Origin of the sequence: Amycolatopsis cihanbeyliensis (assembly GCF_006715045.1) — a bacterium.
Classification (GTDB): Bacteria; Actinomycetota; Actinomycetes; order Mycobacteriales; family Pseudonocardiaceae; genus Amycolatopsis; species Amycolatopsis cihanbeyliensis.
The window spans coordinates 4,403,258-4,429,070 of sequence record NZ_VFML01000001.1; the positions used below are offsets into that span (position 1 = coordinate 4,403,258).

A 25,813-nucleotide genomic window follows, 5' to 3' on the forward strand; every position below is an offset into this window, starting at 1 on the left:
GTTAACGGGGGTAAACGGGTCCACCCTACTTAGGTTCTGACCCATTGGGGTGATGCCAGTGAATCCGCAGTTCCTCCGCCCTCGGTGCGGTCATGGCCAGCAGCTTCCGCCCCTCCCGTTCCAGCGCGGTGGTGTCTTTCTTGGACACTTTCCGGAATTGCTCGATCTCCAGCGTCGCCGTTCCGCGGGAGGTGCTGGTGTTCCACCTGCCACAGACGAACCCATCGACCAGCACCGTGCCCCTCACCAGGCCGTTCCTGGTGAAGACCCGGGCCCGGTCCGGGTCGCTGATGATGCGGCCGCGGTCGGCATGGGCGAGCAGCGCGTTGTCGAACGGGGCGAGCAGCCGGGCCGGCGCCGGGGTCGCGGGGTCCGGCCGGGGCGCCTCCGGCAGGTCCCAGAGCCGGGTGCCGTCCGGGCCGGTGAACTCGCGCAGCCGGGGGCGGAGCCGGTCGACCACCTCGCCGAGCCTGGTCAGCCCGCACCACGCCTGGATGTCCCGCACGCTCGCCGGCCCGAACGCGCCGAGGTAGCGCAGGATCATCCGCTCGATATCCGGGCGATCGTCGGTCGAGCGGCCCAGCCAGGCCTCGACGGTGGTGTTCACCGGCCGGCCCGAGCTGCCCCACAGCCCGCGCGGCGGTAGCTGCACCAGCGGGGTGAGCACCTGCACGGCGTTGGCCATGGCCCGCCCGTCCCGCTCCGGCCAGTGCTCGCGCAGGCGCGCACCGAGCTCGGCCGGGGTACTCGGATGCCGCGTCAGCACCGTGCGGCCCACCTCGGCCAGCGCGGCCGGATCCAGGCCCGTCACCGCCGAGCCCCAGTCGCTGGAGCGCATCATCCGTTCCAGCACCGGTTGCAGCAGCGGGCGCAGCGCGAGGCAGTCGTCCGCGGAGACCAGGTGGATGGTCCCGCGCATGACGGTCGTGCGGACCACCTTCCGCTCGGTGAGCAGGGTGTTGACCTCCGCGGGGTCGAAACCGCTGATCCGGCTCCACAGCCCGTAGCAGGGCGGGGCCGGGCTCTGCGCCTGCATGCCGACCAGATGCTCGATCACCTCGAGGGCACCGCGCCGCTCCCGGCGCAACAGCAGCTGGCGGGCGAGCAGTGCCCGGTTCAACGCGCGCAGGCTGAGTTCATCCGTGCTCATGACCGGAACCCTACGGTCTGATCCGGCCGGTTCGTGTCCGGAATTCAGCGAGGATGCACCACGTGAAATCTCACTCGCCGGCGGGAGACCCAGAGGTCGAATCCACATTTTTATTGATCACGTTACCGGGAAGAGTCGATGAATCGGTTACCGGAAAGAACGTGCCGGACCGCGCGAGCGGACCTGCCGGGGCGTGGGTCGGCGCCTGCGGGTGCCACCTCGAACCCATGGCGATGGTGGCCTCTTCTACAACACTCCACTGTGAAGTGAAAGACGCTCATGTTGAGACTTGGGTCACACGGGCGAGGGTTTACCGATTGGTAGGCCGTAGAAATACCAAGGGGGCTGGTATCGAGGGAGTTCCCCTTCCCACTCGCCGACTTGGAGGGACAATCCCGGTGCCGATGCAGGACGCGCGTCGCGCGGCGGTGGTGACTGGTCTCGGTGGCTGGCTGCCGCCCCGGGTCCTGGACAACGCCGAGCTCGAGCAGCGGTTGGACACCTCCGACGAGTGGATCCGTAACCGGACCGGTATCCGCGAGCGGCACGTCGTCGACCCCGGACTGTCCACAGTAGATATGGCTGTGGAGGCGGGCAGGTGCGCGTTGCGGTCGGCAGGCTCCGATGTCGTCGACGCGCTGGTGCTGGCCACCGCGACCCCGGACTACCTGTGCCCGGCGAGCGCGCCCGAGGTGGCCAGCAGGCTGGGACTCGGCGGGGTGGCCGCCTTCGATGTCAACGCCGTGTGCAGTGGCTTCGTCTACGCCCTCGCCACCGCCGCCGGGCTGATCGCGGGCGGGGTGGCCGGCCGGGTACTGGTGGTCGGCTCGGACGCGTTCACCACCCTGCTGGATCCGGACGACCGCAGCACGGTGCCGATCTTCGGGGATGGCGCGGGCGCGGTGGTGTTGCGCGCGGGCACCGCCGACGAACTCGGTGCGCTCGGCCCGTTCGACCTGCACAGCGACGGCGAGTTGACCGACCTGCTGGTGGTCCCCGCCGGTGGCGCCAAGCAACGCCGGTCCGCGGACCCGCGGGATCACTTCCTCGCCATGCAGGGCACCGCGGTGTTCCGGCAGGCCAGCGCGAGGATGGCGGAATCCTCCCGCGTGGTGCTGGATCGGATGGGCTGGTCGGTCGGCGAGGTCGACCGGTTCGTCGGGCACCAGGCCAATATCCGGATCCTGAACGCGGTCGCCAAGCAGCTCGGGCTGCCGCCGGAGGGACTGGTGATCAATGTGGACCGCACCGGCAACACCAGCGCGGCCTCGATCCCACTGGCGCTGACCGATGCCTGCGTGGCCGGCTCGCTGCACGCCGGGGACCGCGTGCTGGTCAGCGCGTTCGGCGCGGGCCTCACCTGGGGCTCCACCGCCTTGCGCTGGCCGGACCTGCCGAAGGTGGAGTCCCCCCGCGTCGGGGAGTGAGCATCAGGGCTCGTCGGCCCAGGTGCCGGTCGCGGACTGCCTTCCGCGCAGCCGGACCGTGGCGTGCCAGCTCCAGTGTGCGCGCTCACCGCCGTCGCAGGTGTCCAGCACCGCATCGCTGGCGAGAATTCGCCCCGGCACCTGCTTGGCGTGCTCGGTGAGCCGGGCGGCCTCGTTCACCGCGTCGCCGATCACCGTGTACTCCAGCCTGCTGCTGGTGCCCAGCTGCCCGGCGAAGGCGGGCCCGCAGGCCACGCCGATACCGAGGTCGAGTTCGCCGGCCGCGCGTACCGCGTCCCGGATGGCGCGGGCGGCCCGCAACGCCGAGGTGGCGGGGTCGGACAGCCGGGTGGGTGCGCCGAAGACGCAGAGTGCGGCGTCGCCCTGGAACTTGTTCACCAACCCGCCGTGCGTGTTCACCGCGTCCACCACGCTGGTGAACAACTTGTTCAGCTTGCGAACCAGCTCCGGCGGCGGCAACCGGTAGGCCAGCGCGGTGGAGTCCACCACATCGACGAACAGCGCGGTCACCTCGCGCACGTCCCCGGACAGCGAGGCGCCGTGTTCCAGTGCGTGCCGGGCCACCTCCGCGCCCACGTGCCTGCCGAACAGGTCCCGCATCCGTTCCTGCTCGCGCAGCCCGGCGACCAGCTCGTTGACCGAGTTCTGCAGCATGCCGATCTCGCTGGCGTCGTCCACCGGAACCGACACGTCCATCCGGCCGCGGGCGATCTCGTCCAGCGCGGTGCGCAGCCGGTGCAGCGGGGCGGCGACCGCCTTGGCCAGCAGCCCGGTGGCCACCGCACCGACCACCAGCCCGATCGCGCCGAGCAGGACCAGGCTGGTCGTCGGGTCACCGTCGCCGAGGTACGGCGGGGCGGCCAGCAACAGCACGCCCAGCAGCGGCACCCCGCTGGCCAGCATCCAGGTCAGCACCAGCCGGGTGAGCACCGTGGTGGGCAGGTTCCCCGTGGGTGGGGCGACGTCCAGCGCCAGGGTCATCACCGGTCGGGCCACCCACTCGGCGGCCAGGTAGGTGAGCCCCACGGTGGTGAGCCCACCGAGCGCGATCGTGAGGGTGACCCCGCCCGCGTCCCAGCCACTGCCGAGCGCGGCGGTGAGGATGCCCAGCCCCGCGGCGCCGATGGACCACAGGGTGCCGCTCACCAGCGCGAGGTCCACCGGCAGCCGCAGCGCCCTGCGTGCCTCCTCCGGCGAGGGTGGGCGGCCGAACAGGAACCAGATGGCCGTGCGGCGTTGCAGTACCCCCGCCCACACCGTGCCCGCCAGCAGGGACAGCGCCACATAACCGGCCGAGCAGACGACCAGCGTCCAGTCGTTGCCGCCGACTCCGCTGGGGATGCCCTGCAGCGCCAGCAGCAGGAACACCACCCCGGCGCCGCAGATACTCGCCCCGAAACCCAGCGCGGCGAAGCCCAGGCTGGTGCGCAGTACGGTTCGGAGTCGCCCCGACACCCGCACCCTGGTCACCCCATGATCGTAGGACCTTCCCCGGCAACCGCGCTTCGCCCGCGCTCAGGCCTCGCGCACGACCTCGGCCGCGCGCTTGTCCTCGCGCAGCCCGGTGTAGCGCGGGTGCCGCAGCCGCCCCTCCTCGGTCCACTCGGTGAACCCGACCTGTATCACCAGCTCCGGCCGCACCCAGTAGCCGCGTTCCGGTACCGGCTCGGCGAACGGCGGGTCGTCCTGCCGCAGATCCTCCAGCCGGGCCCGCAGGCTGCGCAGGGTGCTGACGTCGTACCCGGTGCCCACCTTGCCCGCGTAGCGCAGCCGGTCGCCCTCGTAGTAGCCGAGCAGCAGGGCGCCGAAACCCACCCGCGAACCCGCGGGGTCGGTGAAGCCGCCGACCACGAACTCCTGGTCAGCCACGCATTTGAACTTCAGCCAGTCCCGGGAGCGGCCGCCATGGTACGGCGAGTCCGCCCGTTTGGCGATCACGCCCTCCCAGCCCGACGCGCAGGCCTTCCGGTAGTAGGCCGCGCCGTCGCCGTTGCGGTGTTCGGCGAGACGCAGCGGGTCGGTGAACTCGAAGGCGTCCCGCAACAGCCGCTTGCGCTCGCGCAGTGGGAGCCGGGACGCGTCATGCCCGTCGAAGGCCAGCAGGTCGAACAGGTAGTAGTACACCCGCACCCCGGTCGCCTCGATACGCGTCGGTTCGGTGAGGTGGATCCGCTGCTGCAGCCGGGCGAAGCTGGTCTGCTCCCCTTCGAAGGCGACGATCTCGCCGTCGGCGATGAACCGGGGGCCGCCGTGTGCGGCCAGCGCGTCCACGATCTCCGGGTAGCTCGCCTCGATCGGCTTGTGGTTGCGGGACCACAACCGGGGGGTCCCGCCGTCCCGCGCGCAGACCGCCCGCACCCCGTCCAGCTTGCGCTCGAAGATCCAGTTCTCGTCGGAGAAACGATCACCGGTCAGCGTCGCCAGCATCGGCGGCCGCCAACCGGGATCGCTCATGCTCCAGCTCCTCGCTCGTTCTACCAGCAAGTATGTACCCACCAGTGATCGAGACGAAACGCTACTGCTTCGCGTGTCCCGGTCAGCCGGGGCTGTTCGCGCTGTCCGGACCGTCCGGGCTGTCGGCGGTGTCCGCCGGGTCGGCGGGCGAGGCGGCGGAATCGGCCGAATCGGCGGTGTCCGCCGCGTCCGTGGCGGCCGCGGGGCCGGGCTGGGGCTGGACCTGCTGGACCACGGGCGTGTCCCGCTGGTCCCGCGGGGCCGTCTCACCGGAGCCGTCGGCTGCCAACGCCACGGTGGTGCCGAATCCGGCGATGGCCAGGGTGGCGCCGGCGACGACCCAGGTGCGCTTGCCGTTCATGCTGTGCCCTCCTTCTCGGGGAACTTCGCTGTCCCTTTCACGATCGCGAGCGTTGATGAAACGAGACCCCCGCTGTCCATGAAGCTTTTTTCAGTGTTCGTGTCTTATGCAAATGTCGGGTTATTCAGGTCCGTAGCATGCGTCACCACTGTTGTGACCTGCAACGACCGCTCGCACGGGCCTGGCGGCCCGCGGTCGCTGGGTCGTTCTGAATAACCCTCTTCGTCCGAGAACGCGCGACACGATCGGCTCGGCGAGGCTCGGACTCCGGTCACAGCCGTGCCTTCCGCCAGCCGCGCGCCCCGCTTCCCGCTCGTGGGCTCCGGCACGCGCGTTCCTCCACTCGCGACCGCGGGTCCGAGCTGTTCTCGGACGCTCTGTCACCAGCCACCCCGGTCCAGCCACCGCTGCGCGAGGGCGAGGCGGCGTTCGGCCTTGCGTCCCCGGTCCGGCTCCCGCACCCGGTGCGGCCCGGTGGCGAGGGAGAGCGACACCGCGGCCACCCGCCTCGCCAGCGCGGCCGGATCCAGCCCGCGTGCGAGGCGCGTGGTCAGCGCGTGGCCGAATCCCTCGATCCGGGCAGCGGCCTCCGGGCGTAGCCGGGCCAGCAGCGAGAGGTGCGCCAGCAGGCACCCGGCGTCGTCAAGGCGCTCCCCGCGGCCGAGGGTGTCCAGGTCGAGCAGGCCGCTGACCCGGCAGCCGGCGACCAGCAACTGGCTCTCGTAGAAGTCCCCGTGCACGGGCACCGCCGGACCCTCCGGTGACTCGTGCCGGACGGCCGCCGCGATCGCCCTGGCCCGCCCGGCCAGCTCCGGAGCCATACCGGCCAGCACCTCGGCGTAGTACGGCGCTCGCTGCCCCCAGGTCGGCAACAGGCGCCCGCCGACCTCCGGCAGTGCGTCCAGCACGCCCTCGATCGCAGCCGGATCGGGCAGCACGGCCCGCCCACCGAGCAGCTCGGCGCGCAGGTCGCGGCCCGGCAGCCCGGGCAGCAGCACCAGCCCGCGCTCGCTCCAGCCGAGCGGGTCGGGCACCGGGCAGCCGGCGGCCACCGCGAGCCGGTGCCGTTCGTGCAACCCGCGGGCTCGATCCGGCCGGACGACCTTGACGAACACCGTGCGCCCGCCGGGAAGGTTCGCCTCGACCACGGCGCGCCTGCGTGGCCGGTAGGCCCGTACCCGCAGCCGCGCCGGTTGGCCGCCGAGCAGGTCGGCCAGCTCGCGCGGATCGCAGGCCAGCGGTAACGCGGGCAGTTCGGGGTCGAAGGGGAACCGCCACATGCCGATCTCGGTTCGGCCGTCGCCGAGCCGGGCCACCCCCGCGGGCAACTCGCCGGAGCAGGCGCCGAGTGTCTCCGTGGTGACCGCGCCGCCCGCCCAGCACACCCGCACCGTGTAGCTCACCGTGGTGCGGGTGCCCGGTTGGTGCTCGACCTGGGCCGCCGACCAGTGCTGCGGCCGCCCGCCGGCCGCGTCGAGCACGGCCTCGATCAGCTCGCCCGCCGAGTCGCCGGTGAGCAGGGAGAGCGCGGGGTCCATCTGGCTACCCTCGCCGTGGCTGATGACGGCCCGCTGAGCCGGGGATGAAACCTTCTTCATCCGATTTGTTCGCCCAATGTTCACCCCATAGGGTGACGCGATGGCAACGCTGACCGACCCGGGGCAGACCGTCACGCCAGTCCGGCAGGAGCTGCGCCTGCGGCGGCTCGGCTGGGTGGTGCTGGGCATCACCCTCGCGCTGAACGTGGCGAGCATGGCCGTGCCCGCGCTGATCGACCACCCGCTGACCAGGAACCGCGGCGAGATCCAGCTCTACCTGGACGTGTTCGTGGAGGGCAACCTGCCGACCTGGTGGAGTACCGGGCTGCTGGTGGTCGCGGCGGTGGCGTTCGCGGTGGTCGGCGGCCTGGCCAGGGCCGCGCGGGCGGGCGAGGCATGGGCGTGGTTCGTCTGCGCCGGGGTGCTCGGCCTGCTCTCCCTTGACGACCACACGCAACTGCACGAGCGGCTGGACCGGATCGGCAGGCGGCTGGTGTCCTTCGACGGCTTCCCGTTCTACTGGCTGCTGCCCGGGCTGGTGGCCGGCGCCGCGGTGGCCACCGCGTTCCTGCTGCTGGCCTTCCGGTTGCCGAGGGCGGGCACCTGGTGCGTGGCCGGTGGCTGCGCGCTGCTGCTGGCCGGCGCGCTCGGTGGCGAGCTTGCGCAGGGCCTGCTGATCGCGGAGGGCGAGAGCGGGCCGCTGTACGTGCTGACCTATCACGCCGAGGAGCTGGCCGAGAACCTCGGCGTGCTGGTCCTGCTGGCCGCGGCGGTGCGCTCGGTCGCGGTGCTCCGGCAGGACGGCGGTGCCTTGCTGCGGTACCGGGTTTCTCCGACGCACGAGCGGGTAAGCCAGGACTGACCCGCTCGAAACGGAGGGAGTCGAGATGACCAAGGCAAGGGACATCATGACCCCGGACGCGCAGTGCATGCGCACCAGCGACACGGTGCTGGACGCGGCCCGGCGGATGGCCGATCTGGACGTCGGTGCGCTGCCGATCTGTGGTGAGGACGACCAGCTCAAGGGCGTGGTCACCGACCGGGACATCGTGACCAAGGTACTGGCAGGCGGCAAGGACCCGCGTGCGATGCACGTCGGCGAGTTGGCTCAGGGCGAGGCGGTGACCGTCGGCGCGGACGACGAGGTCGGCGAGGTGCTGCGCACCATGTCCGAGCACCAGGTGCGCCGGCTGCCCGTGATCGACGGGCACGACCTGGTCGGGATGATCGCGCAGGCCGATATCGCCAGGGTCCTGGACCAGACGCGGGTCGGGGACGTGGTGGAGGACCTCTCCGTCCCCGGCTGAGGGTCACTCCTCCTCGACGGCAGGGGGCTCGGCCAGCCCGTCCCGGAGCTGGCTGAGCGTCCTGGCCAGCAGCCGGGAGACATGCATCTGCGAGATACCGACCCGCTCGGCGATCTGGGTCTGGGTCAGGTTGTGCACGAATCGCAGCGCGAGGATGCGCCGCTCGCGCTCGGGTAGTTCCCGGACCAGCGGCTGGAGGGCCTCGTGGTTCTCCACCCCCTCCAGCGCGCTGTCGTCCGCACCGAGGGTGTCGCCCAGCGCGAGGTTGTCGGTCTCCCCGGACAGCACCTCGTCCAGGGACATCGAGTTGTAGGCGTTGCCGGCTTCCAGGCCCTCGTACACCTCGTTCGGGGTGAGCCCGAGATGGTTGGCCAGTTCGCTCGGGGTGGGGGCGCGGCCCAGCCGCTGGGACAGCTTCGTGCTGGCGTTGCTGATGGAAAGGTGCAGTTCCTTCAGGCGGCGCGGCACCCGTACCGTCCAGCCGGTGTCCCGGAAATGGCGGCGGACCTCGCCCATCACGGTCGGCACCGCGAAGGAGAGGAAGTCCGAGCCGTGTTTCGGGTCGAACCGGTCCACCGCGTTGATCAGGCCGAGGGTGGCGACCTGCACCAGGTCCTCCTTGGCCGCGCCTCGCCCGCTGAACCGTTGCGCCACGTGCTCGGCGAGCGGAAGGTAGCCGGTGACCAGCTCATCGCGCAGTTCGGCGTGTCGCGGGTCGTCCCGGTCGAGTTCGGCGAGCTGATCGAACAGGGGCGCGAGATGGCCGTAGTCGTCCGGCTCGGGGCCGGAGTCGGTCCTCACCCCTGAATCACTGGCCGCCGCTTGGCCAACTCCACGTGCACCCAGTGCGCCCGCGTGGCGTCGCCATCGGTCTCCACCCAGGAGGCGGCCGAGTCGGCGAGGGTGGTCAGTACCCGCCAGCCGAACGAACCCGTGCTGGGGGTGTGCTGGTCCGCGCTGCTCACCGCGCCGGTGAAGCGCAGCTCATCCTGCTTGATGGTGAATCGGCACACCATGGTGGTGGCGGGGAGTGCCCTGGTGATCAGGGTCGAACATGCCTCGTCGACGGCGAGTCGCAGGTCCGCGATGGTGTCCAGGTCGAAGTCGGCGCGCATCGCGATACTCGCCGCCACCGAGCGGATCAGCGGAAGGTGCACCAGGTCGGCACCCAGCCTCAGCTCGATGTCATCTTGTCCGCCGACACGTTGCGACGGCGGCTCGGTCTCGCTCACGTTCACCTCATCGTGTCGCCCGGCAGGGGGATGGGTCGATCGGTACCAGTCTAGGTCGGGTCACTTGCCGAGGGCCTCGCGTAGTTCCTGCTTCGTCATCTTCGAGCGTCCCTCGACTCCGCGTTGCTTCGCCTCGTTGTAGAGCTGGTCCCTGGTCGGCCCGCCGGGGCCAAGTCCCTGCCCCGACCGTTTACCGCCCCGCCGTTCCGGCGAAACGTCCTTTGTGGACGTCTTGCTGGCGCGGGCGGACTCGCCGGTGCGGGCGCGATCCTTGTTCACGGTGCGGGCGGCTATCTCCTCCGCGCGCTCCGCGCTCGCGCCGTACTTGCGCTGGGTCTCCTTGATGTACTCGTACTGTCGTTCACGCTTGGCGTTCCATGCCTTCGGCATCCGGGCACCTCCGATCTTTCCACGTTGCCCGATCAGTCGTGCCGGAGCACGGCGCCGAAGCCGTCCATCAGCTCCAGCCGGTCCCCGGTATGCACGATCTCGGCGCCGGTCGCGATGGCGGCGACGGCGAGTGCTTCGTCGGCGCGCCCGGTCACCGGCGTCTCGGCCCCGATCGCGGTCAGTTCCTCCTGTTGCGGGGCCACCTGCTCGGGGCCGGGACCGACGGCGACCGTGGCCTCGCTGTCCTGCGCGGCCGGGTCGACCAGCAACATGGCCACGTTCGCCTCGCGCAACGCGGTGGTGGTCGCCTGCAACCCCTGTACCGAGAGCCCACCGTCGCGGCCGCTCTCCGCGCGGAACCGCCGCACGGCGTCGTCCAGCCGCTCCTGCCGAGCGTGCTCGAGCAGCTCGTGCACGTGCTTGCGCAGGTCGCTGTCCGCCACACCGTCCTGGCGGCTGCCGGAGCTGACCTCCACGGCGAGCCTGCGGGTCTGTTCCGGCAGTTCCTCGTGCAGCGCGGAGCGCCCCTGCACCTCGCCTGCCAGCACCACCAGCTCGGCGCCGACCCGCTGGGCCAGCTTGTTGATGTCCTCGGCCACCAGCCTCAGGTTCTGCTTGACGGTCTCCTCGACCCGCTCCTCCATATGCCGGCGAATCTCCCCGGCATGGGTGACCGCGTGCACCGGGTGTTCGCTGCCCTGGGTGGTTTCCGTGCTCAGCACGGTGCCGTCGGCGGCGAAGGCGGTGAGGTCGGCGCCCATGCTGTCCACCACGGCGACGATGTGCACCGGGGCGGGTTCGCCGTACTCGACGAGCGGCAGCAGGTAGGGCAACGCGGAGTACCTGGTCACGGTGCCCGTGGGCGGGGTGGGCAGGTGGCGGTCCAGCAGTACCTCGCCGTTCGCGGCGATCATGGCGCGGCCGCTGCGCCCCACCGGCGGGGTGCCCTGCCGCACGGCCTCGGCCAGCGCGTCCAGTGTCGGCACGGAGGCCCCCTGCTCCGCGAGGCGCTCGCGCAGGTCCCGCCAGGTGAGTTCGAGCCGCTTGGCGGCGTCCGCGGTGTCGTGCGAGTCCTCGAAGTACACCGAGGCGTACGGCCCCTCGGCAGCGATCAACTCGCGCAACCTCGTCGTCTGCACGTCTCCTCCTCGGCCGCGGGTACGTCTCCTCGGTGGGATACCCGTTGCGACGACCGTGAAACGTGACGCCCGGCTGTCCCCAGCGGAGCCGTGGGCGCGGGAGGAGACTCGACAGTGGTGACGTCGTAGGCGTCCTGGCGGATGAGTGCGCTGGTCATGCCCGTCCCGCTGTCCTGGCCCGAGCGAAACGGCGTGAGTATGCGGGACATACCCATCGGTCGGCGTCCTCGGCCTCGGACGCCCATTCCAGCGATCGGTTGAACCAGCTCGCGGCCTTGTCCCATTCGGCCATAGCGGTGTGCAGCCACCCCGCGTACTGTGCCCACTGCCCGGCGAGCCCGACCACGTCTCGCCGTATCGGCCCCCGCGCTTCGGTGGCCAGGGAGCGGACGAACCGCAAATGGGCGCCCACAGGTTCGAGTGCCGAGGCCGCGCCGATCACGTCTTCCAGCCGCCGCGTGTTCGCCACTCGTAGCGGGAAAGGCTGGACTGCGAGATCGGCACCCGTCGGGCAAGTTCGGGCTGGGACAGTCCGGCTGCCTGCCTCAACCGGCGGAGCGCCTGACCGAAACCTTCGCTCATGGCCTCCCACTTCACGCTGCGGTCGGTTTGGCGTAGGAACGAGCATACCGGTGCCAGAAGCGGCGGATAACAGTATGTTCACTCTCCGTGCCGGTTTGTCGGGAGAGCCACAACCGCTTAGCGATCATCGGACGGGTTGCTTAGGGTCCATCAAGTGATTGCGTCATGACCTGGTGGCACGCCGTGCTGATCGCGCTGGCCGGTGTGTGGGCGGGCACCATCAACACCGTTGTCGGCTCCGGCACCCTGGTGACCTTCCCGGTGCTGGTCGCCCTCGGTTACCCGCCGGTCACCGCGACCACCTCGAACGCCATCGGGCTCGCGCCCGGCACGATCAGCGGCGCGGTGGGCTACCGCAAGGAACTGACCGGGCAGTGGCGGCGGCTGCTGGGGTTCGCGGTGGCCTCGTTCTTCGGCGCGATCGGTGGCACGGTCCTGCTGCTGTCCCTGCCGAGCGACGCCTTCGAGACCGTGGTGCCGGTGCTGGTCGGGCTGGCCGTCGTGCTGGTGATCGTGCAGCCGCGGGTCGCGGCCTGGATCGCCACTCGCAACGGCGGGAAGCCGCGGCATCGTGCCGGTCCGTTGCTGGTGTTCCTGATCTTCCTGGTCGGCATCTACGGCGGGTACTTCACCGCGGCCCAGGGCGTGATGCTGATGGCGTTCATGGGCATGCTGCTGTCCGAGCCGATCCAGCGGTTGAACGGCATCAAGAACGTGCTGGCCGCGGTGGTCAACGTGGTGGCCGGTGCGGTGTACGCCTTCGTCGCCCCGATCAGCTGGCCGGTCGTCGGCCTGCTGGCCGCCGGTTCGGTGGTCGGGGGCCTGCTCGGCGCGAAGATCGGCAGGCGACTCTCACCGACCGTGTTGCGCATCGTCATCGTGGTGATCGGCCTCGCGGCCGTGGTCCAACTGGTCCTGCGCCAACTGTAGATCCTGCCCGGAATCGGGCAGGAAATTTGCCCCGAATGCGCTGCCCTGCCAGGGTCGGGCGAATGGACCACGCCGAGCTGGTTCGCCATATCGCCGGATCGACCGGGCTACCGCTGCCCACCGCCGCCCGCGTGGTGGCGGATGTGATCGCCTACTTCGGCGAGACCACCGAGCAGTTCGTCCGGCGCAGGCACGCGGCGCTGCACCGGCGTGGACACAGGAACGCGGAGATCTGGCCGCTGCTGCTGGCCGAGCTGGCCGCCCGCCCGGTGGCCGCGGGTGAGCTGACCGAACGGCAGCTACGGCGCATTGTTTACGGGTGAAGGGCTGGACACATGTGTGGAATCGTCGGATATCTCGGCGGTCGGGAGGCGGAACCGATCCTGCTGGAGGGGCTGCACCGGCTGGAGTACCGGGGATACGACTCCGCGGGCATCGCGGTGGCCCACCGGGGAAAGGCACGGGTGACCAAGGCCGCCGTGCGGGTCGGTGAGCTGCGCGAGCTGGTCGGCAAGGGCACCGGTGCCCGAGTGGGCATCGCGCACACCCGGTGGGCGACGCACGGTGAGCCGACCGACGCCAACGCCCACCCGCACCTGGACGCCGGCGGCCGGATCGCGGTGGTGCACAACGGGATCATCGAGAACGCCGAGCAGTTGCGAGCCAAGTTGGTCGCGGACGGCGTGGAGTTCGCCTCGGACACCGACACCGAGGCGCTGGCGCACCTGGTCGCCGCGGCCCTGCCGACCAGCGCCGGCCTCGAGGACGCGGTGCGCGCGGCGCTGCGCGGGGTGGAGGGTGCCTACGGGCTCGTGGTGCTGGACGTGCGCAACCCGGGGGAACTGGTGGTAGCCCGCAACGGCAGCCCGATCGTGCTCGGCATCGGTGACGCGGAGATGTTCGTCGCCTCCGACGTGGCGGCGCTGGTGCGCTACACCCAGCGGGTGGTGTACCTGGACGACGGTGAGCTGGCCACGATCACCACCGATGATTACCGCACCAGCACCCTGCAGGCGCACCGCACGGCCAAGGAACCGACCATTGTGGACGTCGCGGAGGACGACTACCAGCTCGGCGAGTTCACCGACTTCATGCGCAAGGAGATGCACGAGCAGCCGGAGGCCGTGCACCGCGCCCTGCTCGGCAGGCTGGAGGAGCGGTTCGCCACCGCACGTCTCGGTGGTATCGGGCTGGACGCGCACGCGTTGCGCTCGGTGCGGCGGGTGAAGTTCCTCGGCTGCGGCTCCGCGTACTACGCGGGCCAGCTCGGCGCGAACCTGGTCGAGGAACTGGCCAGGCTGCCCGCGGACGCCGAGCCGGCCTCGGAGTTTCGCTACCGCAACCCGGTCGTCGACCCGGACACGCTGTACGTCGCGGTCAGCCAGTCAGGGGAGACCGCGGACACCCTGGCCGCGGTGCAGGAGCTCGGCCGCAAGGGCGGCCGGGTGATCGGGGTGGTCAACGTCGTGGGCAGCGCGATCGCCAGGGAATGCGGCAGCGGGGTCTTCCTGCACGCCGGGCCCGAGGTGTCGGTGGCCTCGACCAAGGCCGTCACCAATATGAGCGTGTGTTTCGCGATGCTCGCCCTGCTACTGGGCCGGATGCGGGACCTCTCGGTCGCCAACGGCCGCCGGATCGTCACCGCACTGGCCGACCTGCCGGCGCGGATCGCCGAGGTCCTCGCGGCCGAGGAGGAGATCGCCGAGGCGGCTCGCCGGTTCGGCGCGGCGCGGCACATGTTCTTCATCGGCAGGGTGCGCGGCTGGCCGGTGGCGAGGGAGGGCGCGCAGAAGCTCAAGGAGATCTCCTACGTGCACGCCGAGGCCTACCAGGCCGCCGAGCTCAAGCACGGCCCGCTGGCGCTGATCGACGAGCGGATGCCCTCGGTGGTGCTGGTGCCCGACGACGACCTGCTCACCAAGAACATCGGCACCATCGAGCAGATCAAGGCGCGCGGCGGCCCGGTGCTGGCGGTGAGCAACGCCGAACTGCCCGGCGGCCTCGCCGACGTGGTGCTCCGGGTGCCGCGTACCGAACCCGAACTCGACCCGATCCTGTTCGCGATCCCGCTGCAGTTGTTCGCCTACCACCTGGCCACGCATCTCGGCCGGGACATCGACAAGCCGCGCAACCTGGCCAAGAGCGTCACCGTGGAGTGAGCCTCAGGAGCTGCGCTGGAAGGTGCGGGCCGCTTCCAGGAAGACCTCGTTCTCCTCCGGGGTGCCGATGGTGACCCGCACGCCATCGCCCGCGAACGGCCGCACCACGACCTTGCTGTCCAGCGCGTGCTCCGCGAACTCCTCGGTGCGCTCGCTTAGCGGCAGCCAGACGAAGTTGGCCTGGCTCTCCGGCACGACGTAGCCCGTGGCCAGCAGCTCCCCGCGCACCCGGTCCCGCTCGGCCGCGATCTCGGTGCACCTGGCCAGCAGCTCGTCCCTGGCGTCCAGCGAGGCGATGGCCGCGGCCTGGGCGAGCGCGTTCACGCTGAACGGCACGTACACCTTGCGCAGCGCCGTGGTGACGTGTGCGGGGGCGACGCCGTAGCCGACCCGCAGCCCGGCCAGCCCGTAGGCCTTGGAGAAGGTGCGCAGCACGGCAACGTTGTCCCGCTCGCGGGCGAACTGGAGGCCGTCCGGCACGTCGGGGTCGGTGACGTACTCGCGGTAGGCCTCGTCCAGCACCACCAGCACATCGGCCGGCACCTGGTCGAGGAACCGTTCCAGTGCCGCACGGCGCACCGCGGTGCCGGTCGGGTTGTTCGGGTTGCAGACGAACACCAGCCGGGTCTTCGGCGTGATCGCCGCGAGCATCGCGTCCAGGTCGTGCGTGTGGGTGGCGTCCAGCGGGACGGTCACCTGGTCCGCCCCGGCCACCTGGGTGACGATCGGGTACGCCTCGAAGGAACGCCAGGCGAACAGGGCCTGCTCGCCTTGGGTGCACAGGGCCTGCACCAGTTGCTGGCACAGCGAGACCGAGCCGCACCCGACGGCGACCATGTCGGCGGGTACCTCCAGCTCGTTCGCCAGCCGGTCCACCAGTGCCCACGCTCCCATGTCCGGGTAGCGGTTCACCTCCGTCGTGGCCCGCGCGATCGCCTCGGCGACGCTCGGCAGCGGACCACCCGGAGCCTCGTTGCTCGCCAGCTTGATCGCTCCGGTCACCGTGCGCCCGGGTACGTACTTCGGAAGAGACTCCAGGTCGGCGCGGGTGGGGACGGTCGGCGGCATGCTCGGGGCTCCTCGCTGTTTCGCTGGGCAACTCGCCATGTCGTGGCGTGCGTGGACAACGTTATCTCGCCTCAGGTCGTGCTCGTCATGTTGACTTGGGTTCACACCGAGGTGGTTGAGTGGGCATATGACGCAGACGCACACCGACAGCTACCAGCGGGACGACGGCCGGGCGGTACGCCTCACCTATGCCGAACCCGAGGGGGTGGTGCGAGGCGGCCTGGTCGTTCTGCACGAGGCCGAAGGGGTCACCGACGGCGTGCGCCTGCTGACATCCAGCCTGGCCGGTGAGGGATGGCTCGCGGTGGCGCCGCATCTCTACGAGGCCGGCCCGGCGGATGTGGATGCCCTCACCTGCGACGGCGTGCTCGCGGCCACCGACGCCACCCTGGCCTGGCTGATGGATCGCGGGATCAGCGCGGACCTGCTGGGGGTGGTCGGCTTCGACATCGGTGGCACCGCGGCGCTGGTGGTGGCGACCCGCAGGGAGCTGGGTGCGGCGGTGAGCGTCGGCGGCCCCGGTATCAGCAAGCCGGTCTCCAGCGATATCCCACCGCTGGTGGACGTGGCGGGCACGCTGGTGTCCCCGTGGCTCGGCATCTACGGGGACACCGGCGAGGAGGTCGACGTGGCCGAGGTGGAGCTCCTGCGCGAGGCGGCTTCGGCCGCGTCGGTGGCCACCAACGTGGTCCGCTACCCCGGGGCCAATCACCGGTTCGACGCCGACCCGGAGGCCGCGGCCGAGGCATGGGAACGCACCCTCGCCTGGTTCGACGCCCACCTCCGCTGAGCCTTGGTTGAAACCGTTCGGGCCACTGCTTCGTCCCAGTGTGAACAGGACACAGTGTTCCGCGGAGACCGATAACGGCGTTTGGCCCACCTCGAGGCGCCCGCGCCGGTACGGTTTCCGGTACCCGCAGAGTCCAGCCGGATGGGATGACATCGTGGCCGAACCGAACCAACCCCAGTTCAGCGCGCCGTTGGGTGGCGGGCTCGCCCCGGTCGCGCAGCAGGCAAAGGCGGTACGAACGGAGGCCCAGGCGGGCCGCCTCACCCTGGACGAGGACGTGGCCAGCCGGCTGCTGCGCGAACTGAACGAGGTCCAGGCCGAGGTGCACGGCCTGATCGCGAAGGCGCACGCCGGGCTGGACGCGTCGTTGCATTTCGGCGACAGCTTCGTCGGCCGGGTGCTGGGCGAGCGGCTGCAGCAGGCGGCGGCAGGCCCGGACACCGCGGCGCTGCCGGTGCTCCAGCAGTTCAGCGAGGTGCTGCTGGAGCTCGAGAACACGGTGCACAAGGCGGTCGAGACGTACCGAACGCAGGACGAGGACAACGCGGACGCTCTGCTGGAGGCCGAGCGGAAGGCGTCACCGGAAGGGGGTTACTGATGGAGGTGCACGGATACCCGGTGGACCGCCCGCCCGCCGACCGGTGCCTGCCGTTCCCGCCACCGGACCGGGGCGTCCCGGAGGAACCCGAACCGGACGCCGGTGACCTGGACCTGCCGATCGACTGGATGGGCTACTCGCACGAGGAACTCTACCGGATGGTGCACGACAACGTGAACCTCGCCGGAGCCGAGGAAGTCGCGGAGAAGTGGGCGGATCTCCGGGGCGGTCTCATCTCGACCGTCGCGGGGTTGCGTGCGATCGTGGAGTCCTTCCACGCGGCCTGGACCGGCGAAGCCGCCGACCAGGCCCGTGCCGTGTTCGTGGATCTCCTGCACTGGACGCAGGACACCTCGAACCAATGCGGGTCGCTGTACACGCTGGTCAATGACCAGGCGGGACATGTAAAGGTCGCGAGGGACGCCATGCCCGCGCCGATCAGGGCGATGCCGGGGCAACCGGAACAGCCACTGGAGCGAGCGCCCGCGAACGACGGCACCACCCCGATGTCGGCCGGCCCGTTCGCCTCGGGCGGTTTCGGCGGTGCCACCAGCCTGGTTGCCGACTCGGGCGAGCAGCGGCAGCTGTTCCTCGACCGCCACCGGCAGGCGGCCGAGGTGATGGAGCGGCTGCAGCGCGACTCCAGCAAGGTCTACCAGGAGGTACCGGAGTTCACCCCGCCGCGGCGCGGGCCGGGGATCTTCGGCGATCCGGATGACCCACCGAAGGAACCGCCGCGGCCGGACCCGGAGCAACCGGAGCCGGACGACGGAACCGACGCCAGCAACGTGGGTGGCGGCTCGGCCCCGCCCACCGGCGTGGGCGGCCCCGCGCCCGGCGGGTCACCCGCACCGGGTACGTCGTTGCCGCCGAACGCGCCACCCGCGGCCGAGCAGTACGGCGCTGGTCCGCGGGCCGCCGCCGGGGCACCCGGGGCCGGTGGAGCCGCCGGCGGCGCGGGCGGGGCCGGCGCGGCGAGCACGGGCCAGCGTGGTGCCATGGGGCCGATGGGCATGCCGATGGGGGCCGCGGGTGCCCGGCCCGGTGGTGGCGGCGACAGCGAGCACCAGCGGCCGGCCTACCTGGAGGAGGACAGCGACTTCTGGAGTGCGGAGACCCCCGTGGTGCCCCCGGTCATCGGCGAGGACAGCCCGAAGCAGCGAGAGTAGGGAGTTCCCGTGCGTGACCCGGACTCCGGTTGGATTCAGCTCTACCCCGGCGAGTTCTTCCTGCTCTGGTCCGAGCTCGGCCTCGGCGACCCGCCGCCGACGCTCGGGATACGGCAGATCGGCCGGACCGCGGCCGCACGGGCACGGCTGATCGAGGGCGCGAGCGGGACGCTTGCCGAGCGGGACCTCGGCACGGTGACCGAACCGGCCCGGGACCTTGCCGGCCTGCTACGCCAGCTCGGCGAGTCCGAGTTGCGGGTCGACCTCGAGGTCGAGCGCGCCGACTTCGCCTTCCGCGCGGTCGCGGCGAGCGGCAGGCGGGGTGCGGTGACCGCGGGGTTCGCCGGGGCCGAGCTGCGCATCGGGCCGGTGCGGCCGGCGAACCTGGTGCCCACCATGCTGGAGGTGCTCACCCCGCTGGACGCGGGGGTCGGCAGCCCTGCCAACGTGCGCGTCGGCGACTACACGCGCGCCTGCGCGGAGGGCGAGCGGGGCGGCACGGACGGGTTCATCGGTGTGTTGCGGGACGCCGGGGTGCGACCGCCCGAGGTGAACACCCTGGTGCGCGCGGTGGCCAGGCGAGCGGGTGGCGGGCAGCTCGGCGGCAGCGTGCGCACCGGGGCAGGGCGCTGGGTGCGGGCGCCGAGCCCGGTCGGCTGGGTGGACACCGAGGAAGGCCGGTTTGCCTTGCGGCGCAACGGGGACTGGGTCACGGTCACCCCGGTGGACCTGCCGCGACTGCACGCTATGGCCGAGGAACTGGTCGCCGACCTGGCGGGCTGACCGGGGGCCGTACGATCTGCCGATCTGCCGATCGGCGTGCGGCTCGCGCCGTGGGCCGACTGGGCCTTTGGTTGCTCGGAGCATCCCGCTACGCTCGGTCCGCATGACCAACGACGCTCCCGAGGTGCTCTGGCGGCCGGACCTGAACCGGGTCGAACACACCAAGATCGAGGCATTCCGTTCCTGGTTACGCGCCGAGCGGGGAGTGGTCGTCACCGACTACCAGGAGCTGTGGGAGTTCTCCACCGGTTCACCCGCCGAGTTCTGGGACGCCGTGTCCGATTTTCTCGGGGTGCGCTGGCACGATCGGCCGGCCGAGGTGCTGTCCGGGAACGAGTTGCCCGGTGCGCGTTGGTTCAGTGGCGGCACGCTGAACTACGCCGAGCACGCGCTCGCCGGTGGGGTGGCCGGGGCGGCCAAGGAGGACCACGAGCTCGCGGTGATCTTCCATCGCGAGGACGGCCTCGCCGAGCGGCTGACCTACGGCGACCTCCGCTCCCGGGTAGGCGCGGCCAGGGCGGGGCTGCGCGCGCTCGGCGTCGGCAAGGGTGACCGCGTCGTCGCGCTGGCCCCGAACTGCCCGCAGACGTTGATCGCCTTTCTCGCCGCCGCGAGCCTCGGCGCGGTCTGGTCGTCCTGCTCGCCGGACTTCGGCGTGCGCGCGACCGCCGACCGGTTCACCCAGATCGAGCCGAAGGTGCTGCTCGCCGTCAACGGCTACGCCTACAACGGACGGAAGTTCGACACCAGGTCCACAGTGGAGGAACTGCGCGGGCAGCTGCCGTCGCTGGCGGCCACCGTGCTGGTCGACTACCTGGGCGGCGGCTCGATGCCGGACGTCCGGGACTGGGACGCGTTGCTGGCCGAGCACGACGGGGCGCCGCCGGAGTTCGACCCGGTGGAGTTCGACCACCCGCTGTGGGTGCTGTACTCCTCGGGAACCACCGGGCTGCCGAAGGGCATCGTGCACGGCCACGGCGGGATCGTGGTCGAGCACCTGAAGGCGTTGGCGCTGCAGAGCGATCTCGGGCCGGGGGAGCGACTCTTCTGGTTCACCACCACCGGCTGGATGATGTGGAACTTCCTCATCTCGGGCCTGCTGGTGGGCAGCACGATCGTGTTGTTCGACGGCAGCCCGGGTCACCCGGATCTGAACGTGCTGTGGCAGCTTGCCGAACAGCACCGGGTCACCTACTTCGGCACCTCCGCGCCGTTCGTGCAAAGCTGCCTGAAGGCGCGTCTGAAGCCGGCGCAGCGATACGATCTTTCCGCGCTACGCGCCATCGGGTCCACCGGTGCGCCGCTGAGCCAGGAAGGATTCCGGTGGATCGCCGACGAGATCGGCAGGGACGTGCAGATCTGCTCGGTTTCCGGCGGTACGGATTTGTGTACCGCGTTCGTCGGCTCCGCGCCGGACGTCCCGGTCTGGCTGGGCGAGCTGTCCTGCCGCTCGCTGGGCGCCGCCGTGGCGGCGTTCGACGAGCAGGGCAACTCGCTGGTCGAGGAGGTCGGCGAACTGATGATCACCGCGCCGATGCCGTCGATGCCGGTGTTCTTCTGGAACGATCCCGACGGCTCCCGGCTGCGTGCCGCGTACTTCGAGGACTACCCGGGCAACTGGCGGCACGGCGACTGGATCCGGATCACCAACCGGGGTTCGGCGGTGATCTACGGGCGCAGCGACTCGACGTTGAACCGCGGCGGCGTGCGGATGGGCACGGCCGAGTTCTACCGCGTGGTCGAGGGCATCGAGCAGGTCACCGACTCCCTGGTGATCGACACCTCGGCCGGCGGGGAGGGTGAGCTGCTGTGCTTCCTGGTGCTCGCGCCGGGCGCCGAGCTGGAGGAGATCGAGCCTGCGCTGCGCAAGGAGCTGCGCTCGGCGCTGTCCCCCCGGCACGTCCCGGACCGGTTCGTGGTCGTCGACGAGGTGCCGCGCACGCTGAACGGCAAGAAGTGCGAGGTCCCGGTGAAGAAGATCCTCTCCGGGGTCGCCCCCGAGCGCGCGGTGAGCAAGGACGCGCTGGCCAACCCCGACTCGCTTGCCCCGTTCGTGGAGCTCGCGGGTAGGAACTGAGCGTGACGACGGTCACCGACCGTGCCCCGGGAGGGGGTGCTTTGCCGGAGCCTGATCCGGATGTGTACTCTATCCCGGCAGTGGTCGTTGACCTGGAGGCTTCGCCTAGTCTGGTCTATGGCGCCGCACTGCTAATGCGGTTGGGGGTAACCCCCCCTCCCGGGTTCAAATCCCGGAGCCTCCGCCGGGTTCTCGGTCCCACCCCGAGAACCGGATTGCTAGCACTGCTAGCCTTCACAACTGAACAGGCGCCCGTAGCTCAACGGATAGAGCATCTGACTACGGATCAGAAGGTTAGGGGTTCGAATCCCTTCGGGCGCGCCAACGCAGACCCCCTGTGAGCAGGGGTTTCTTGGTTTCTAGGCCATTGTGGATGATTGCTGATCGGGCTCGGTCAGGTGATGTGTGCCCGAAGTGTGCCCATCGGTTCCGGTGACCTGCCGGGGGATGAGCCGGGCGGCTGCCTCGGCCGCCTCACGCGCCACATCGGGCAGCACCGACGTGTACACGTCCGAGGTGATCGTGATGGACGAGTGGCCGAGCATGTCCTGAACGGTCTTCATCTCCGCCCCACCGGCAAGTGCGAGGGTGGCCGCTCCGTGCCGAAGGTCGTGCAGCCGGATCGGCGGCAGGCCGGCTTCGGCCGCGAGCGCGGCGAACCGGTCGGTGACCCAGGAGGGACGAAGCTGCTCGCCGTTCTCACGGGTGAATACCCGGCCGGAGTCCACCCAGGCCGGCCCCCAGGACAGCCGTTCCCTGGCCTGCCGTACCCGATGCGTCCGGAGCATCTCAGTCGTCCCGGCATCGAGCGCGATAGTCCGCTCTCCGGCGTCGGTCTTCGGGTCGCTCTCGGCCACCTCGTAGTCCACCTCGGTGAGTTGCTTGGCCACGTCGAGCGTGCCCGCGTCGAGGTTGAGGTCTTCCGGCCGCAGCCCGCAGGCTTCGCCCCGGCGCAGGCCCCGGAAGGTCAGCAGGTGCCAGAGCGCGTAGAGCCGATCCTCAGCCACGTGGGCAAGGAACTGGCCGGTCTGCTCGGGCGTCCAGACCATGACCGGCGACGGCCGGATGCCGGTCTGTCGCCACTGCTCGACCCGTTCGGCCGTCCACACGATCGGCCTGGGCTGCTTGGCTGTGATCTTGACGTGGGCCGCCGCGTTGAACGTGATCCACTGCTGAGCGATGGCGTCGTTCAGTGCCGCGCGTAGGGTGGCCCTGATCCGTTGCCGGCTGGACGGCCCGACCGGGCGCCGGTAGGGCGGCAACTCGCCGAGCTTGTCCCGGAGCCGCTTCTTCCCCGCTCGTCTTCGCGTTTGCTTGATCTGCAATTCCAGCGCTTTTCGGTCGGCGTTGTTCGCCTGGATAGCCTCGTTCTGGTCTTCGATGGCCTGGAACATCTTGACGACATGACCGACTTGCAGCCGATCCAGGCGGATTTCGCCAAGATGCGGTTTCAGGTACAGCCGAACATGGCTTTCGTAGCTGGCCTCGGTCGCCTTACGGTGCTCGTCGTTTTCGTCCGCCATCCACTGGTCGAGCCACTCGCCAACGGTGGTTTTGCTGGTGAGGCTCTGGCCGGTACGGAGTCGCCTCTTCGTGTCCTCATAGTCAGGAATGGGCTCCTTGTTCGCTACCACGCGCACGAGCAGGGCCGAGATGTGCTCCCGCCCCTCGGCGTCGTCCGACTCGGGAATGGCGAGCAGGGCGCGCACTTGGTCGAGCGCCTTCTGGGCGTCGTCGGCTGATGCGTAGCCGGTGCGGCGGAAGAGTCGCCGGTCATCGTCGGCGGTCGGCGCGAGTTCCTGCCGGATAGTCCAGGTTCCGTGTCCCTTCTTTCTGGCTTGCGGGCAGGCTTTCCCGTACTGCTTGCCGGTTTTGGGGTCGCGGCAGCCACATCTACGGGTGACGCTTCCGGCTTTCACTTGTCGTGACCTCCGTTGTTGTGCTCGAATTCGTTAATCTCTGCCGTGGCTTCGATGGCTTCGATCAATCCCGCGATTCCCTTGTTAACCAGGTGATTGTGCTTTGCGGCAGCGGCATTCGCGTTGGCCATGATTTCGATGGTATCTCGCATGTGCGCGATAGATTTGGCCGAGGAGACGCGCTGCATAGTGGATTCGACGTAGGTGCTGCGGGGTACCGTCGCCCCGCTGGGTAGTTCGATTTCGTCGGCGTCCAGGGGCGGACTGAACAGTCGGGCTACGGTGGTCCCGATAACCTGCGCGATGGCCACCAGTTCGGCGGCGGTGAATGCGCGGTTTCCCTGCTCGGCCGCCGACACGGCCTGTCGGGACCAGGGTTTTCCGAGCAGGTGCGCGAGTTTCTCGCCGACCTCCTGCTGGGTCATCTCGTTCAGCTCGCGCACGTCGCGGACGCGCCGGCCGATCATCTCTTCGAGTCGCACGGACCCACCTCCTTGTTGTCAAGGCACAGCATGACACGACACATACAGCTTGACAAGCTTCGATCTCTGGCGTCACTCTGGAGGACGACACGAACTGTCCAGAATGACAAGGAGGTGCGGGTGGCGACAAACGCGATGAACCGTGACGACCTGCTGGGACTGCCACGGTGGTGGACCTGTTGACCGCCGGGCGCGCGCTCGGGCTGGGGCGCACGCTGGCCTACGAGCTGGCCAAGAAGGACGAGTTCCCGTGCCGGGTGCTGCGGCTGGGCAACTCCTACCGGGTGGTGACCGCCGATCTGCTGCGGGTTCTCGGCGTCGAGGGGGAGGGCGACGCCGCGTGACCGATGCCGCCCCGGTAAGCCGTGACCGCCGAGCGCGTGCCGTTCGGCTGCCTCGGCGCGTGGTGGTCGATCGCGCCGAGTACGAACACCTTCGGCTGGACGCCGAGGCGTGGCGCTTGCTGAACCGCTCGCCGCATGTGGCCGAACTGCTCGCCGAGTGGATCGAATGGGTCGCCCGGCAAGATTTCCGGCAGACCTCCTCGGCGATCTCGGCGGCGGCCGACTGGCGGACGGTGGCTAGCACGCCCACCTACACGGAGTTGAAGCGTCGCCGGTCGGTGCCGGTGGTGCCGCGCCGGTGCGCCGGCTCCGGTTGCCGAGTCGTCGTGTCGGTGCCGTATCCGGCGCCCGCACATGACGTGTTCTGCCCCGGCTGCCGGCGAGCAACGGGGGTGGCCGCGTGATCGAGCAGGGTTCCGCTGAGCAGTGGGCGGACCGCGACGGCATTGTCCACGATGGACCCGAAGGGGACCGGCCGCGCCGCGTCCGGTCGCAGCGGGTGTCCGAGATTCCGTTGAAGCGCCGTACTTTCCTGTGGGAGAACCGAGTCCCGCTCGGTGAGGTCACCGTGTGGGCGGGCCATGCGGGGATCGGCAAGTCGCAGGCTGCCGTGTGGCTGGCGGCCGAGGTGTCCCGTGGTCGGCTGCCGGGCGATGTGCACGGCCAGCCTGCCCCGGTGCTGTACCTCGGGACGGAGGATTCCTGGTCCTACACCCTTGCGCCCCGGTTTGTCGCCGCCGGGGCTGATCTAGACCGGGTGCACCGGCTCTACGCCGAGACCGTTGAAGGTCAAGAAGCGATGATCTCGCTCGCGGTGGACCTGGACGAGTTGCGCGCCGAGATGATCGCCACCGGCGCGCGGCTGGTCGTGCTCGACGCGCTGCTGTCCACCATGACCGGCGCCGATCTCGTCAAGCAAGGCGTGGTCCGCCGGTACCTGGAACCCCTCACCCGGCTGGCCCAGGACCTCAACATCGCCGTGGTCGGCGTAGCCCACTTCCGCAAGGCCGGCGGCACCGAACCGCTACAGATGATCTCCGGCTCGGCCGAGTTCGGGCAGGTCGTCCGCTCCGCGATCGGCTTCGCCCGCGACGCCGAGGCCGAAGACGGCTCCTGCGTCATGTCGATCATCAAAACGAACATCGCGCCCCAGGGGCTGCCATCCTTGCGCTACCGCATCGACGCCGCCACCGTGGACACCCCGGACGGCCCTACCGACGTGGGTCGGTTCGTCCCGCTCGGCGAGACCGACCAGCACGTGCGCGACTTCATCGACCAGCCAGGGACCGGCGACGGTGACGACGGAGAGGACATCCGGGGATGGCTGCATTCCTACCTCGCCCGCCAAGGTGGCGCCGTCGAACCCGAAGAGGTGATCAAGGCCGGCCGCGCCGCCGGCTACTCACCCGACCAGCTCAAGCGAGCCAAGAAGCCGAAGGGCACCTACCCCAAGGTGCACAGCCGCAAGGCCGGAATGGACGACGGCTGGGTCTGGTCGCTGGAACCGAGCACCGAGGACGAAGGGAGCACGAAGGAGGTGAAGGGAGCGACACCCGGCGCCCCGCTCCCTTCGCACTCTTCGGCGCTCCCTTCGAGCAGCACCGACCAGTCGCACCCTTCGCCTGCCGCGCCGCAACTCACCCTCGTTACCGGCGAGCAACCCTGCGACCGCTGCCGCGACACCCCGACCCGCGTCGACAACGCCGGCAACCGGTACTGCCGCACCTGCGCTCCGCACCTGTGGCAAGACACGGCCTGACCGGCGCACTGGAGCACGTTTTTCGGCCGCGCCTACCCGCCGGACATCCCCGTCCCTCCCTCCTCGGAAGATTCAACCCGTAGGCCACTTCAACTGCCTGGTTCGACCGGTCGATACCCAAAACGCGCGCACGC

General features: G+C 70.3%; 28 protein-coding genes and 2 tRNA genes. 16 read left to right on the forward strand and 14 right to left on the reverse strand.

What is annotated here, in order from left to right; genetic code table 11:
- Positions 1–25: 25 nt before the first annotated feature.
- Positions 26–1,150, reverse strand: coding sequence for a winged helix DNA-binding domain-containing protein (locus FB471_RS19985; protein WP_141999948.1), 1,125 nt, complete (start codon positions 1,148–1,150; stop codon positions 26–28).
- 404 nt (positions 1,151–1,554) lie between these two features.
- On the opposite strand from FB471_RS19985, the gene FB471_RS19990 reads away from it, so the two are divergent.
- The gene (locus FB471_RS19990; RefSeq protein ID WP_211358248.1) at positions 1,555–2,577 is read left to right on the forward strand and encodes a beta-ketoacyl-ACP synthase III; all 1,023 of its coding nucleotides are present in this window, start codon (positions 1,555–1,557) and stop codon (positions 2,575–2,577) included.
- A 3-nt stretch (positions 2,578–2,580) separates the two neighbouring features.
- Here the strand turns inward: FB471_RS19990 and FB471_RS19995 are convergent, their stop codons facing one another.
- From FB471_RS19995 to FB471_RS20010, 4 genes are all read right to left on the reverse strand, one after another.
- Positions 2,581–4,068 (reverse strand): adenylate/guanylate cyclase domain-containing protein, encoded by a 1,488-nt coding sequence (locus tag FB471_RS19995; protein WP_246076493.1) that lies wholly within the window; start codon positions 4,066–4,068, stop codon positions 2,581–2,583.
- Between the two features lie 45 nt (positions 4,069–4,113).
- Complete coding sequence (ligD, locus tag FB471_RS20000; protein ID WP_141999949.1) at positions 4,114–5,052, reverse strand: non-homologous end-joining DNA ligase; 939 nt, start codon at positions 5,050–5,052, stop codon at positions 4,114–4,116.
- A gap of 82 nt (positions 5,053–5,134) precedes the next feature.
- Entirely contained in the window at positions 5,135–5,413 is a 279-nt protein-coding gene (locus tag FB471_RS20005; RefSeq protein WP_141999950.1) for a hypothetical protein, read from the reverse strand.
- A 380-nt stretch (positions 5,414–5,793) separates the two neighbouring features.
- Positions 5,794–7,011 (reverse strand): phosphotransferase, encoded by a 1,218-nt coding sequence (locus tag FB471_RS20010; RefSeq protein ID WP_170220870.1) that lies wholly within the window; start codon positions 7,009–7,011, stop codon positions 5,794–5,796.
- A 40-nt stretch (positions 7,012–7,051) separates the two neighbouring features.
- Here FB471_RS20010 and FB471_RS20015 point away from each other — a divergent pair, with 40 nt between their 5' ends.
- Both FB471_RS20015 and FB471_RS20020 read left to right on the forward strand, forming a co-directional pair.
- Complete coding sequence (locus FB471_RS20015; RefSeq protein ID WP_211358075.1) at positions 7,052–7,813, forward strand: hypothetical protein; 762 nt, start codon at positions 7,052–7,054, stop codon at positions 7,811–7,813.
- Between the two features lie 25 nt (positions 7,814–7,838).
- Positions 7,839–8,258, forward strand: coding sequence for a CBS domain-containing protein (locus FB471_RS20020; RefSeq protein ID WP_141999952.1), 420 nt, complete (start codon positions 7,839–7,841; stop codon positions 8,256–8,258).
- A 3-nt stretch (positions 8,259–8,261) separates the two neighbouring features.
- Here FB471_RS20020 and FB471_RS20025 read toward each other — a convergent pair whose 3' ends face one another.
- From FB471_RS20025 to FB471_RS20045, 6 genes are all read right to left on the reverse strand, one after another.
- Positions 8,262–9,059, reverse strand: coding sequence for a SigB/SigF/SigG family RNA polymerase sigma factor (locus tag FB471_RS20025; protein ID WP_141999953.1), 798 nt, complete (start codon positions 9,057–9,059; stop codon positions 8,262–8,264).
- Positions 9,056–9,490, reverse strand: coding sequence for an ATP-binding protein (locus FB471_RS20030; protein ID WP_141999954.1), 435 nt, complete (start codon positions 9,488–9,490; stop codon positions 9,056–9,058). Before FB471_RS20030 ends, FB471_RS20025 begins: the two co-directional genes overlap by 4 nt.
- A gap of 60 nt (positions 9,491–9,550) precedes the next feature.
- Complete coding sequence (locus FB471_RS20035; protein ID WP_141999955.1) at positions 9,551–9,880, reverse strand: Rho termination factor N-terminal domain-containing protein; 330 nt, start codon at positions 9,878–9,880, stop codon at positions 9,551–9,553.
- Between the two features lie 32 nt (positions 9,881–9,912).
- Positions 9,913–11,019: an Rv2629 family ribosome hibernation factor gene (locus FB471_RS20040; RefSeq protein ID WP_141999956.1), complete on the reverse strand. Its 1,107-nt coding sequence runs from the start codon at positions 11,017–11,019 to the stop codon at positions 9,913–9,915.
- Between the two features lie 154 nt (positions 11,020–11,173).
- Positions 11,174–11,488, reverse strand: a complete 315-nt coding sequence (locus FB471_RS34195) for a hypothetical protein (RefSeq protein ID WP_170220639.1) — start codon at positions 11,486–11,488, stop codon at positions 11,174–11,176.
- On the reverse strand, positions 11,458–11,601 hold the full coding sequence (locus FB471_RS20045) for a helix-turn-helix transcriptional regulator (protein WP_141999957.1): 144 nt from the start codon (positions 11,599–11,601) through the stop codon (positions 11,458–11,460). Before FB471_RS20045 ends, FB471_RS34195 begins: the two co-directional genes overlap by 31 nt.
- A 165-nt stretch (positions 11,602–11,766) precedes the next feature.
- On the opposite strand from FB471_RS20045, the gene FB471_RS20050 reads away from it, so the two are divergent.
- The 3 genes from FB471_RS20050 to glmS all read left to right on the forward strand — a co-directional run bounded on the left by FB471_RS20050 (position 11,767) and on the right by glmS (position 14,690).
- Complete coding sequence (locus FB471_RS20050) at positions 11,767–12,531, forward strand: sulfite exporter TauE/SafE family protein (RefSeq protein WP_141999958.1); 765 nt, start codon at positions 11,767–11,769, stop codon at positions 12,529–12,531.
- A 62-nt stretch (positions 12,532–12,593) separates the two neighbouring features.
- Complete coding sequence (locus FB471_RS20055; RefSeq protein WP_141999959.1) at positions 12,594–12,854, forward strand: hypothetical protein; 261 nt, start codon at positions 12,594–12,596, stop codon at positions 12,852–12,854.
- 12 nt (positions 12,855–12,866) lie between these two features.
- Positions 12,867–14,690: a glutamine--fructose-6-phosphate transaminase (isomerizing) gene (glmS, locus tag FB471_RS20060; protein WP_141999960.1), complete on the forward strand. Its 1,824-nt coding sequence runs from the start codon at positions 12,867–12,869 to the stop codon at positions 14,688–14,690.
- A gap of 3 nt (positions 14,691–14,693) precedes the next feature.
- Here glmS and hisC read toward each other — a convergent pair whose 3' ends face one another.
- The gene (hisC, locus tag FB471_RS20065) at positions 14,694–15,758 is read right to left on the reverse strand and encodes a histidinol-phosphate transaminase (RefSeq protein WP_141999961.1); all 1,065 of its coding nucleotides are present in this window, start codon (positions 15,756–15,758) and stop codon (positions 14,694–14,696) included.
- A 127-nt stretch (positions 15,759–15,885) separates the two neighbouring features.
- Between hisC and FB471_RS20070 the strand changes: the two genes are divergently transcribed.
- From FB471_RS20070 to FB471_RS20100, 7 genes are all read left to right on the forward strand, one after another.
- Positions 15,886–16,548, forward strand: coding sequence for a dienelactone hydrolase family protein (locus tag FB471_RS20070; protein ID WP_141999962.1), 663 nt, complete (start codon positions 15,886–15,888; stop codon positions 16,546–16,548).
- A gap of 154 nt (positions 16,549–16,702) precedes the next feature.
- Positions 16,703–17,146 (forward strand): hypothetical protein, encoded by a 444-nt coding sequence (locus FB471_RS20075; RefSeq protein WP_141999963.1) that lies wholly within the window; start codon positions 16,703–16,705, stop codon positions 17,144–17,146.
- On the forward strand, positions 17,146–18,315 hold the full coding sequence (locus FB471_RS20080) for a WXG100 family type VII secretion target (RefSeq protein WP_141999964.1): 1,170 nt from the start codon (positions 17,146–17,148) through the stop codon (positions 18,313–18,315). Before FB471_RS20075 ends, FB471_RS20080 begins: the two co-directional genes overlap by 1 nt.
- A gap of 9 nt (positions 18,316–18,324) precedes the next feature.
- Entirely contained in the window at positions 18,325–19,098 is a 774-nt protein-coding gene (locus FB471_RS20085) for an ESX secretion-associated protein EspG (protein WP_141999965.1), read from the forward strand.
- A gap of 103 nt (positions 19,099–19,201) precedes the next feature.
- Positions 19,202–21,175 (forward strand): acetoacetate--CoA ligase, encoded by a 1,974-nt coding sequence (locus FB471_RS20090; RefSeq protein ID WP_141999966.1) that lies wholly within the window; start codon positions 19,202–19,204, stop codon positions 21,173–21,175.
- A gap of 94 nt (positions 21,176–21,269) precedes the next feature.
- Positions 21,270–21,359: transfer RNA gene (locus FB471_RS20095), tRNA-Ser, on the forward strand.
- A 64-nt stretch (positions 21,360–21,423) separates the two neighbouring features.
- Positions 21,424–21,499: transfer RNA gene (locus FB471_RS20100), tRNA-Arg, on the forward strand.
- A gap of 35 nt (positions 21,500–21,534) precedes the next feature.
- On the opposite strand, the gene FB471_RS20105 is transcribed toward FB471_RS20100, so the two are convergent.
- Entirely contained in the window at positions 21,535–23,094 is a 1,560-nt protein-coding gene (locus FB471_RS20105; RefSeq protein ID WP_211358076.1) for a site-specific integrase, read from the reverse strand.
- A complete protein-coding gene (locus FB471_RS20110) occupies positions 23,091–23,576 on the reverse strand; it encodes a helix-turn-helix transcriptional regulator (RefSeq protein WP_141999967.1) in 486 nt (161 codons plus the stop codon). The genes FB471_RS20105 and FB471_RS20110 overlap by 4 nt, the downstream gene beginning before the upstream one ends.
- 167 nt (positions 23,577–23,743) lie before the next feature.
- Between FB471_RS20110 and FB471_RS20115 the strand changes: the two genes are divergently transcribed.
- From FB471_RS20115 to FB471_RS20125, 3 genes are read left to right on the forward strand one after another with little or no spacing between them, the layout of a single operon-like run.
- Complete coding sequence (locus tag FB471_RS20115; protein WP_211358077.1) at positions 23,744–23,920, forward strand: DNA-binding protein; 177 nt, start codon at positions 23,744–23,746, stop codon at positions 23,918–23,920.
- Positions 23,921–23,979: 59 nt separating this feature from the next.
- Positions 23,980–24,324 (forward strand): hypothetical protein, encoded by a 345-nt coding sequence (locus FB471_RS20120; RefSeq protein WP_141999968.1) that lies wholly within the window; start codon positions 23,980–23,982, stop codon positions 24,322–24,324.
- Positions 24,321–25,679: an AAA family ATPase gene (locus FB471_RS20125; protein ID WP_170220872.1), complete on the forward strand. Its 1,359-nt coding sequence runs from the start codon at positions 24,321–24,323 to the stop codon at positions 25,677–25,679. Before FB471_RS20120 ends, FB471_RS20125 begins: the two co-directional genes overlap by 4 nt.
- Positions 25,680–25,813 lie beyond the last annotated feature (134 nt).

Coding starts and splice junctions, on each gene's coding strand:
- FB471_RS19985 (WP_141999948.1), bottom strand. CDS start 1,150: ATGAGCACGGATGAACTCAGCCTGCGCGCGTTGAACCGGGCACTGCTC.
- FB471_RS19990 (WP_211358248.1), top strand. CDS start 1,555: ATGCAGGACGCGCGTCGCGCGGCGGTGGTGACTGGTCTCGGTGGCTGG.
- ligD (WP_141999949.1), bottom strand. CDS start 5,052: ATGAGCGATCCCGGTTGGCGGCCGCCGATGCTGGCGACGCTGACCGGT.
- FB471_RS20005 (WP_141999950.1), bottom strand. CDS start 5,413: ATGAACGGCAAGCGCACCTGGGTCGTCGCCGGCGCCACCCTGGCCATC.
- FB471_RS20010 (WP_170220870.1), bottom strand. CDS start 7,011: ATGAAGAAGGTTTCATCCCCGGCTCAGCGGGCCGTCATCAGCCACGGC.
- FB471_RS20015 (WP_211358075.1), top strand. CDS start 7,052: ATGGCAACGCTGACCGACCCGGGGCAGACCGTCACGCCAGTCCGGCAG.
- FB471_RS20020 (WP_141999952.1), top strand. CDS start 7,839: ATGACCAAGGCAAGGGACATCATGACCCCGGACGCGCAGTGCATGCGC.
- FB471_RS20035 (WP_141999955.1), bottom strand. CDS start 9,880: ATGCCGAAGGCATGGAACGCCAAGCGTGAACGACAGTACGAGTACATC.
- FB471_RS20045 (WP_141999957.1), bottom strand. CDS start 11,601: ATGAGCGAAGGTTTCGGTCAGGCGCTCCGCCGGTTGAGGCAGGCAGCC.
- FB471_RS20050 (WP_141999958.1), top strand. CDS start 11,767: ATGACCTGGTGGCACGCCGTGCTGATCGCGCTGGCCGGTGTGTGGGCG.
- FB471_RS20055 (WP_141999959.1), top strand. CDS start 12,594: ATGGACCACGCCGAGCTGGTTCGCCATATCGCCGGATCGACCGGGCTA.
- glmS (WP_141999960.1), top strand. CDS start 12,867: ATGTGTGGAATCGTCGGATATCTCGGCGGTCGGGAGGCGGAACCGATC.
- hisC (WP_141999961.1), bottom strand. CDS start 15,758: ATGCCGCCGACCGTCCCCACCCGCGCCGACCTGGAGTCTCTTCCGAAG.
- FB471_RS20070 (WP_141999962.1), top strand. CDS start 15,886: ATGACGCAGACGCACACCGACAGCTACCAGCGGGACGACGGCCGGGCG.
- FB471_RS20080 (WP_141999964.1), top strand. CDS start 17,146: ATGGAGGTGCACGGATACCCGGTGGACCGCCCGCCCGCCGACCGGTGC.
- FB471_RS20090 (WP_141999966.1), top strand. CDS start 19,202: ATGACCAACGACGCTCCCGAGGTGCTCTGGCGGCCGGACCTGAACCGG.